Source organism: Alkalihalobacillus pseudalcaliphilus (assembly GCF_028610675.1).
GTDB lineage: Bacteria > Bacillota > Bacilli > Bacillales > Bacillaceae_D > Alkalihalobacillus > Alkalihalobacillus pseudalcaliphilus.
In genome coordinates this window covers 58,854-65,334 of sequence record NZ_JAQQWS010000014.1, presented here as the reverse complement: position 1 = coordinate 65,334, position 6,481 = coordinate 58,854, and the positions used below count along the sequence as shown (strand labels likewise).

5 protein-coding genes are annotated in these 6,481 nt (G+C 38.8%); all 5 read left to right on the top strand.

From position 1 onward, the window contains the following. Positions 1 to 1,173: 1,173 nt before the first annotated feature. On the top strand, positions 1,174 to 2,049 hold the full coding sequence (locus tag PQ479_RS19205) for a YitT family protein (protein ID WP_047987162.1): 876 nt from the start codon (positions 1,174 to 1,176) through the stop codon (positions 2,047 to 2,049). A 49-nt stretch (positions 2,050 to 2,098) separates the two neighbouring features. Then, positions 2,099 to 2,470 (top strand): c-type cytochrome, encoded by a 372-nt coding sequence (locus PQ479_RS19200; RefSeq protein WP_047987163.1) that lies wholly within the window; start codon positions 2,099 to 2,101, stop codon positions 2,468 to 2,470. A gap of 545 nt (positions 2,471 to 3,015) precedes the next feature. Further along, positions 3,016 to 3,702, top strand: coding sequence for a cell division ATP-binding protein FtsE (gene ftsE, locus PQ479_RS19195; protein ID WP_047987569.1), 687 nt, complete (start codon positions 3,016 to 3,018; stop codon positions 3,700 to 3,702). Then, positions 3,692 to 4,582, top strand: a complete 891-nt coding sequence (gene ftsX / locus PQ479_RS19190) for a permease-like cell division protein FtsX (RefSeq protein WP_047987164.1) — start codon at positions 3,692 to 3,694, stop codon at positions 4,580 to 4,582. The genes ftsE and ftsX overlap by 11 nt, the downstream gene beginning before the upstream one ends. Before the next feature lie 66 nt (positions 4,583 to 4,648). After that, complete coding sequence (locus tag PQ479_RS19185) at positions 4,649 to 6,088, top strand: murein hydrolase activator EnvC family protein (RefSeq protein WP_047987165.1); 1,440 nt, start codon at positions 4,649 to 4,651, stop codon at positions 6,086 to 6,088. The last annotated feature ends 393 nt before the right edge of the window (positions 6,089 to 6,481 follow it).

Sequence of the window (6,481 nt, the reverse complement as noted above, 5' to 3'; positions counted from 1 at the left end):
ACGAGTCAGTTACTCATGGGAAGTGAGCGAGTAAAGTAACGAAAAGAGGCGAACGAGTCAGTTACTCATGGGAAGTGAGCGAGTAAAGTAACGAAAAGAGGCGAACGAGTCAGTTACTCATGGGAAGTGTGCGAGTAAAGTAACGAAAAGAGACGAACGTGCCAGTTACTCGAGGGAAGTAGGTGAGTAAAGTAACGAAAAGAGGCGAACGAGTCAGTTACTCGAGGGAAGAAGATGAGTAAAGTAACGAAAAGAGCCGAACGAGACAGTTACTCGAGGGAAGAAGATGAGTAAAGTAACGAAAAGAGGCGAACGAGACAGTTACTCGAGGGAAGAAGATAAGTAAAGTCACAAAAAGAGGCGAACGTGCCAATTACTCATGGGAAGTGAGTCAGTAAAGTAACGAAAAGAGCTGAACGTATCAGTTACTCAAGGGAAGAAGATGAGTAAAGTAACGAAAAGAGGCGAACGAGACAGTTACTCGAGGGAAGTGAGCGAGTAAAGTAACGAAAAGAGGCGAACGAGTCAGTTATTCGAGGGAAGAAGATGAGTAAAGTAACGAAAAGAGGCGAACGAGACAGTTACTCGAGGAAGAAGATAAGTAAAGTCACAAAAAGAGGCGAACGAGACAGTTACTCGAGGGAAATGAGAGAGTAAAGTAACGAAAAGAGGCGAACGAGACAGTTACTCAAGGAAAGTGAGCGAGTAAAGAAACGAAAAGGGCTGAACGAGACAGTTACTCGAGGGAAGAAGATGAGTAAAGGCATCCCTAAGAACACTATACAAAACCCACATGGCGAAGCCCCATTCACTCCGCCACCAACAAATATGAAAGTAGTGGCGACTTTTCAAACAGTTGGCCCTTTTTACAACTCCATCACCATGAGGAGTCCGCACGACCAAAAGGGAGCAGTGCCCTGTAAAGGTCATCTATCGCAAGATGGATGACCAGCTAACTTCAAGGCACAACCCATCGCCCCTAAGCAACTTTCATACAAAAGGTAGAAGCCTAAACATGTGCGGCGTTCTAAGCGTCTCTGCAAAGCACTCCTTTAATGCGTTAACTGACTCTTATTTACAAGTTGATTTCTGTAGTGCTATACTACGCAAGGATTCGTAGAAAATAGACATACTACTAATAGGAGAATACGCTTTAAGGGAGGCATTTTAGGGATGGGAAGTAGGAGAGGCTTGCCACAAAGAGGAAAGGTTTGGCAATTTTTCTTTATTTATGGACATATACTTTTAGGTTCTGCCATTGTGGCGATGTCGTTTAATTTATTTTTATTACCGAATAAAATCGCATCGGGCGGCGTGAGTGGTTTTAGTACGATTATGAATCATGTTTTTGGACTTGAGCCAGCCTTCGTACAGTGGGCTTTGAATATACCTTTATTTATTTTAGGGATTATTTTGTTAGGTGGATTTAAATATGGTTTAAAAACATTAGTCGGTACTGCCTTTTTACCATTTATCGTTCTTTTGACAAGAGATTGGTCTGTTGGGTTTGAAGACCCGTTATTAGGTGCACTTTTTGGTGGTATTGGTGTCGGTTTAGGTTTAGGAATTGTCTTTCGTGCAAATGCTAGTACTGGAGGAACCGATTTAGCAGCACAAATTATTCAAAAGTATACCGGAATCAGCATTGGAGCAGCCGTTTTTATTATGGATGGTTTAATTGTTATTGCCTCAGCTGTAGCATTTGGTCTTGAATTAGCCCTGTATGCTTTAATTTCTTTATTTGTTACCGGAAAAACGATTGATATTGTGCAAATGGGGGTAGGATATGCAAAGATAGCTTTAATTATCTCCGAGAGTCAAGAAGCCGTAAAAGATGGAATTTTGCAAGAGGTGGATCGTGGAGTGACGAAGTTAAAAGGGTTTGGTGGATATACAAATCAAGAGAAAGATATATTGATGTGTGTGGTCAACCAAAGCGAGGTCACAAAATTGAAACAAATTGTCAAAACCATTGACCCAAAAGCATTTGTTATCGTTACGAATGCGACGGAGGTACTTGGCGAAGGGTTTAATCGCACGAATCCTTGATAATTTAAGCTATACTTAAAACATCTAAGAGCAAAGGAGGTAAGAAGAGATGAAGAAATTTTTAATTGCTTTAGGTCTAGTGGTTGCCTTAACAGCCTGTGGTGGTGGTGACGACAACACAGCTCCTGAAGAGGATACTGGAACTGAAACACCTGCAGGTGATGAAGAGGCTAACGATGTAGATGGTGGCACAGTTGATGTTGCGCAAGCGGAAGAAGTGTATAACCAGAGCTGTATTGGCTGTCACGGTGGTGACTTATCAGGTGGAGGCGGTCCTGCGTTAACAGGTAAAGGATTTACCGCGGATGATATTTATACCGTAATTCGTAATGGACAAGGCACGATGCCAAGTTTCTCGGAATCACAAATCTCAGATGAAGAAGCTGAGAATTTAGCTCTTTGGATTGAAGAACAACAATAATTTTTTAAACCATTCTACCTTTTTGGGATATGAGTATTCTAAAAAGGATAGGATGGTTTTTTGCTGTTTAGAAATATTGAATAAATTGACGAAATAGTCTAAAAAAGACCTATAAATATGGATGTGTCGGTTTGTGACCTTTATAGGAAAATAGGTTTATAGTCCTTGTTTGTTAGGTGCTAAATAACTGTCATTTTTTATCAAAATCTATTCATTAAGACCTGATTGAAATGAATGGAAAGTGTGAAATTTGGCGGGTTTCCGTTGTCCTTTTAAATTTACATAATTGACCTTAGATGTTGAGGTAAAGATATTTAGAAGATTTATTAGTTGACTTTGAAATGAAAATGTAATAAAAATGCTAGGTCATGACTTTTTAAATAGTGTTATAATGAATAGGCAGTATGACAAAACTGTTCAAAAAGGGTGTGATTTTTACATAATTCAACATATGAAATACGCGTTAAATTAATGAATTTCGCGCAATTAATGTCGAGTTCGTGACGTTAAGTTAAAAAAGAGCGCAAGGAAGTGATAACATGGAAATGATTCAAATGAATGACGTTTGGAAAACTTATCCAAATAATGTGAAAGCCATTAATGGCATTAACATTTCTATAGATAAAGGTGAATTTGTATATGTGGTTGGTCCAAGTGGAGCAGGTAAATCAACTTTTATAAAGTTAATGTACCGTGAAGTGAAGCCAACAAAAGGCGAGATCATTATTACGGGCACAAATATCGGTAAGATGAAAGAGAAAGAAGTCCCGTATTTAAGAAGACGAATTGGGGTTGTATTCCAGGACTTTAGACTCCTGCAACAGCTTACGGTATATGAAAACATTGCCTATGCACTAGAAGTAATAGAAGAGAAAGGTGATGTCATTAAGCGTAAGGTGATGGATGTCCTAGAGGTTGTGCAATTGAAAAATAAAGCACGTTCTTATCCATCGGAATTATCAGGTGGTGAACAACAAAGGGTAGCCATTGCAAGAGCTATTGTTAATTCTCCAGAGTTATTGATTGCGGACGAGCCTACAGGTAACCTTGATCCAGACACGTCGTGGGGAATTATGGATGTCTTAGATGAAATCAATCACCGTGGTACGACGATTTTAATGGCCACACATAATAAAGATATTGTTAATACAATCAAAAAGCGTGTTATTGCGATAGAATCTGGTCGAATTGTACGTGACGAGGTAAGGGGGAACTACGGTTATGAAGCTTAGTACCCTCGGACGACATATAAAAGAAGGAACCAAAAACCTAGCACGTAATGGGTGGATGACGTTTGCCTCTGTTAGTGCTGTGACGATTATGCTTTTTGTCGTTGGTGTTTTTTTTCTATTAATATTTAATGTTAATCATTTAACGGCTTCAGTTGAAGATAATGTTGAAATTCGAGTTCATATTGATTTGACAGCTTCGGAAGAAAATCAGGATGAGTTAAGAGAAGAAATATTAGCACTAAGTGACGTCGAATCAGTTGATTTTGTTGGTCGGGAAGAAGGATTAAATCAATTAATTGATAGTATGGATAGTGTTGTATTTGAATCGTTTCGTGGCGATGAGAATCCATTAAATGATGTGTTTGTTGTGCGTGCCGGAACACCACAGCTAACAGAACCTTTAGCTCTAGAAATCACTGAATTTACTTATGTTGAGAGTGTTTATTATGGTGAAGATATTATTGAGAATCTATTTACAGTGACCAACTTCATTCGTGTGATTGGTGCTGTGTTAGTTGTCGGTATGCTCTTTACTGCTATATTCCTCATTGCTAACACAATTAAACTTACAATTGTTGCTAGACAACGAGAAATTAAGATTATGAAGTTAGTAGGGGCTACCAATGGTTTTATTCGTTGGCCGTTCTTTATTGAAGGGTTTTTACTTGGAATCATTGGCTCAATCATACCAGTGCTTATTATTGCTTTTGGATATAATTATTTGTTCCAAAACTTTGATACGGCCTTTCAGGCAATGAATTTTTCATTACTTTCACCTTCTGCGTTTATTTGGCAAATATCCTTTGTCATCGTTGGAATTGGAGCCATTGTAGGGGTTTGGGGAAGTTTAATGTCGGTACGTAAATTCTTAAAAGTATAAAGCTAGATCGCTCAAACAAAACGCCTCATATAAATAGAAAACAGAAATAATAGGAGGAACGGTTGAATGAAAAGAAAGCTTATTAATTTGACGGTTGCAGCTGCTGTAGCCGTCTCTGTTTTTGCAGGACAAGCTATTTTAGCACCAGCAGCATCAGCAAATGAAGAGATTAAAAATCAGATTTCTGATGTGGAACAAGAAAGAGAGCAAATTCAAGAGGAAGCGGATGAAAAAGCTTCTGAGCTTCAAGAAGTAGAATCTGAGATTAATAGTTTAAATAACGAGCTTGAAACAGTTGACCAAGAATTGGTTGATACGAATAATCAGATTAGCTCAAAACAAAATGAAATCTTTGAAGTTGAAGCGGAGATTGCGGCGTTAAAAGAAGAAATTAAAATCTTGGAAGAACGGATAGCAGAGCGTGATGAGCTATTAAAAGACAGAGCAAAAACGATGTATCAACGAGGCGAAGTGAATATCCTTGAGGTTATCCTTGGGGCAAATAGTTTTAGTGATTTAATCGATCGTATGGCAGCTCTAACACTTATCGCTCAGCAGGATCGGAATATTTTAGAAGCTCATATTGCCGACCAAGAAGCATTAGAAGCGAATAAAGAAGCCGTTGAAAATAATTTAGAGAAATTAGAAGGGCATTTAAATGAATTAGAGGTTCTAAAAGAAGAACTGAATGATCAGAAATTAGAAAAAGAAAAGCTACTTGAGCAGATGGAAGAAAAACAAAGCGACATACATAATCATATTATGGACATTGAAGAACAAGAATCAATTTTAAAATCTCAAGAAGCAGCATTAAAGCAACAATTGAAGGAATGGGAAGAGGAACAAGCTCGTTTAGCGGAAGAAGTTAGAAAAGCTGAGGAAGCTCGTAAGGCAGAAGAAGCTAGAAAAGCAGAAGAAGAGCGAAAGCAACGTGAAGCCGAGCAAACGGCGGCAAAACAAGCGTCTAGTAATAATAATCCATCAAGTGGCTCAGGCTCAGGTGGTGGAGGTTCAAATAATAGCAATTCGGGTGGTGGAAGTCCGAGTGTAAGCCAGCCTGCAGAGTCAGGAACAATCTTTATGAGACCTGCGACTGGTACTTTAACATCAACGTACGGTTATCGTGGTTCTTTCGGTCCAAATGGTAGTTTCGGTGGTAGCATGCATTACGGAATTGATATTGGTAAAAATGGTCGTACTGGAGATGTGCCAATTTGGGCGGCTGAAGCTGGACAAGTTATCACATCACAATTTTCAAGCAGCTATGGTCATTATGTGATGATTAGTCATATCGTAGATGGAAGACAAGTCACGACATTATATGCTCATTTAGAGCGTCGAGATGTTAGTGTTGGTGACAGAGTTTCACGTGGTCAGCAAATTGGTTTAATGGGTAATACGGGTCATTCAACGGGTCCACATCTTCACTTTGAAGTACATGAGGGCGGTTGGAATCAAGCAAAATCTAATGCGGTAGATCCTTTACGATATATTCCTAGAAACTAATTTAAACTGAATAGGTATCTAAATAGATTCAATATATTGAACACAACTTGTATTATTAGCGAGTTGTGTTTTTTTTGTTCAAAATAAAAGGTCCTAATTTTCCTATTTTAATAGACTCAAATTTAATAAGGTATCCTGATTTTTTGATTCATTATAGTTATGTGTTTAAGCAGTAAGTAATTGATATGAATAGGATGAGGGAGAGGAGGTACCGTAGAATGAAATTTCATAATAAAAGAGAGTGTTGCCAAAGAAATCGGAATCTATTGAACAATAGTTTGACGTTAAATGATCCATTTTCTAGAAATGCGATTGGGCCTAGGGGACCAAGAGGACCAGCTGGCCCACAAGGAGCGACGGGGATTCCGGGAGCAACCGGAGCGACAGGAGTGC

What these genes read in the sequence shown, in the direction of transcription:
- PQ479_RS19205 (WP_047987162.1), top strand. Translation starts at nt 1,174, where the DNA reads ATGGGAAGTAGGAGAGGCTTGCCACAAAGAGGAAAGGTTTGGCAATTT.
- PQ479_RS19200 (WP_047987163.1), top strand. Translation starts at nt 2,099, where the DNA reads ATGAAGAAATTTTTAATTGCTTTAGGTCTAGTGGTTGCCTTAACAGCC.
- ftsE (WP_047987569.1), top strand. Translation starts at nt 3,016, where the DNA reads ATGATTCAAATGAATGACGTTTGGAAAACTTATCCAAATAATGTGAAA.
- ftsX (WP_047987164.1), top strand. Translation starts at nt 3,692, where the DNA reads ATGAAGCTTAGTACCCTCGGACGACATATAAAAGAAGGAACCAAAAAC.
- PQ479_RS19185 (WP_047987165.1), top strand. Translation starts at nt 4,649, where the DNA reads ATGAAAAGAAAGCTTATTAATTTGACGGTTGCAGCTGCTGTAGCCGTC.